General features: G+C 34.2%; 2 protein-coding genes and 3 pseudogenes. 3 read left to right on the top strand and 2 right to left on the bottom strand.

What is annotated here, in order from left to right:
* Nucleotides 1-174, bottom strand: a 174-nt coding sequence (locus tag ARSQ2_RS13920) for a transposase (RefSeq protein ID WP_181995314.1), incomplete at its 3' end; no start/stop codon positions are given.
* A 120-nt stretch (nucleotides 175-294) separates the two neighbouring features.
* Here ARSQ2_RS13920 and ARSQ2_RS10960 point away from each other — a divergent pair.
* A pseudogene (locus ARSQ2_RS10960) lies at nucleotides 295-786 on the top strand (Na(+)-translocating NADH-quinone reductase subunit C); the annotation flags it as partial.
* On the opposite strand, the gene ARSQ2_RS13925 reads toward ARSQ2_RS10960, so the two are convergent.
* Entirely contained in the window at nucleotides 735-869 is a 135-nt protein-coding gene (locus ARSQ2_RS13925; protein ID WP_255487696.1) for a hypothetical protein, read from the bottom strand. The pseudogene ARSQ2_RS10960 and the gene ARSQ2_RS13925 overlap by 52 nt on opposite strands.
* A gap of 323 nt (nucleotides 870-1192) precedes the next feature.
* Between ARSQ2_RS13925 and ARSQ2_RS10965 the strand changes: the two are divergent.
* Together ARSQ2_RS10965 and ARSQ2_RS13300 are read left to right on the top strand one after the other, a co-directional pair.
* A pseudogene (locus tag ARSQ2_RS10965) lies at nucleotides 1193-1910 on the top strand (alpha/beta fold hydrolase).
* A 29-nt stretch (nucleotides 1911-1939) separates the two neighbouring features.
* Nucleotides 1940-2050, top strand: a pseudogene (locus tag ARSQ2_RS13300) (formate dehydrogenase accessory sulfurtransferase FdhD); the annotation flags it as partial.
* Nucleotides 2051-2145: the final 95 nt, after the last annotated feature.

Here is a 2145-nt window from a genome sequence, read left to right on the forward strand (position 1 = left end):
ATCGATGATGACTTGTTGAATACTCTGTTTCTTGTGAAAAGTTGCATTATCCATCATGATTACACTGTTTTTAGGAAGTACTGGGATAAGGACTTGGGTAACCCATGCATAGAAAACATCGCTGTTAATATTGATATCAAATAATCCGATATAGCTGGGCGACTTTAAAATGATTACAAGTAATTACTCTATATCAGTAAATTTATATTGGAGAAAAACCTATATTTTGTAATCAAAATTAAGACGCTTAGCTATATCTGTTAGTTCAGGCAAATATTTAACGGAGAAAAGCGCGTGGTTAACAATAAAATAAAAAATCCAAAAGATAGCATCGGCAGAACATTTTTTGTGGTATTTATTCTGTGTTTAGTCTGTTCAGTAGTTGTATCTGGTGCAGCGGTAGTTTTGAAATCTAAACAGCAAGCGCAAATATTATTAGATAAGCAACGTAATATTCTTGATGTTGCTGGTTTACTCAAACCAAAAATGTCAGCTGAAAAGATACAATCTCTTTATAATACTCGTATTAGCGCTAAGATTTTGGATTTCAACACAACTGAAATATCAAATAGTAATGGAAACTTCGATCTTAATAGTCAGCTACGTAATGATTAAACCCGAATTGCATTATCTCCTGAACAGGATATTGCTAAGATCCGTTATAGAGCCAACTCGGAAGAAATTTATTTAGTCAACGATGATAATGGAAAAACCATTGCACTGGTATTACCGGTTTATGGTTCTGGTTTATGGTCGGTAATGTATGCTTTTATCGCTGTTGATATATAGCTAAGCGACTTAATTTTGATTACACCATATTGAGTGCGAACAAAATATCTGTGTCGCATCCGAGCGCTCTTTTTTTGCATTTATAGCTAAGCGACTTAATTTTGATTACAAAATATATGTTTTTCTCCAATATAAATTTACTGATACTGATATAGAGTAATTACTTGTAATCATTTTAAAGTCGCCTAGCTATAACTTTACCTTACGATGAATAAAGATACCTTTATTGAGATCGGACATTAGTCACATTATTTATATAAATAGTAAAATATTATCGTGGTAATTACCCTTTCACTCACCAACATTAACTTAAATTTTGCTACCTATCGAGTTGATAATTTTTGGTTTCTCATTATATCCATGTCATTATAATAATTATTAATTAACAAAAGCTAATATGACTATGTTGCTAAATAACTGGCTAAATTATCGCATCCATCAACCGGAAAATCTTATCTCTTCTGCTGCGATTGTACTCATCCATGGCTTGTTTGGCGATCGACAAAATTTAGGCTTATTGGCACGCAATTTACAAGATTATTTCACCGTTATTCAACTCGATATTCGCAATCATGGCAACTCGCCATGGGCGGAAACGATGCTGTATTTTGAAATGGCAACAGACGTTTTAAAGCGATTAACGCATTTAAAGCAAACAAGTGTTATCGCTATCGGACACTCAATGGGTGGAAAAATAGCGATGGCGATGACCGCAATAGCGCCAAAATTAATAGAAAAATTGTGGTTATTGATATTGCGCCAGTCACTTATCAAATTAATGGCCATGAGAATATATTTTCCGCTTTAGAAGCAGAGTAATACAAGCAGACGTAACTTCACGGCAAGACGCGGCTATCATTGTGCGTAATATGATCAGTGAAGAAAGTGAAATTCAATTTTTATTAAAATCATTTGATAAAGGTAAATGGAAATTTAATTTGCCTGTCTTAAAAAAAGAATATCGTCAATTGATGAGTTGGAAAACGATTCCAGCCTGGCCGCATCCTGCTCTTTTTATTGGTGGTGGCCTTTCCGATTATATTAGCGAAGCTTATCGCAAAGATATTATTGCTCAATTTCCACAAGCTCATGGACAGATTATTATGGGATGTGGTCACTGAGTGCATCCTGAAAATCCAGCAGCTGTCATCCGAGCTATTCATCGTTTTCACTAACTTATCTGGATCAGGCCTTATCTCAATTAAATACCATCCAAAAAATTGGCCAATTAACCGGCTGTACTCATCCCGCAGCCTGGATATAGCTAAGCGTCTTAATTTTGATTACAAAATATATGTTTTTCTCCAATATAAATTTACTGATATAGAGTAATTACTTGTAATCATTTTAAAGTCG

The sequence above is a fragment of the Arsenophonus endosymbiont of Bemisia tabaci Q2 genome, from assembly GCF_902713415.1.
Taxonomy (GTDB): domain Bacteria; phylum Pseudomonadota; class Gammaproteobacteria; order Enterobacterales; family Enterobacteriaceae; genus Arsenophonus.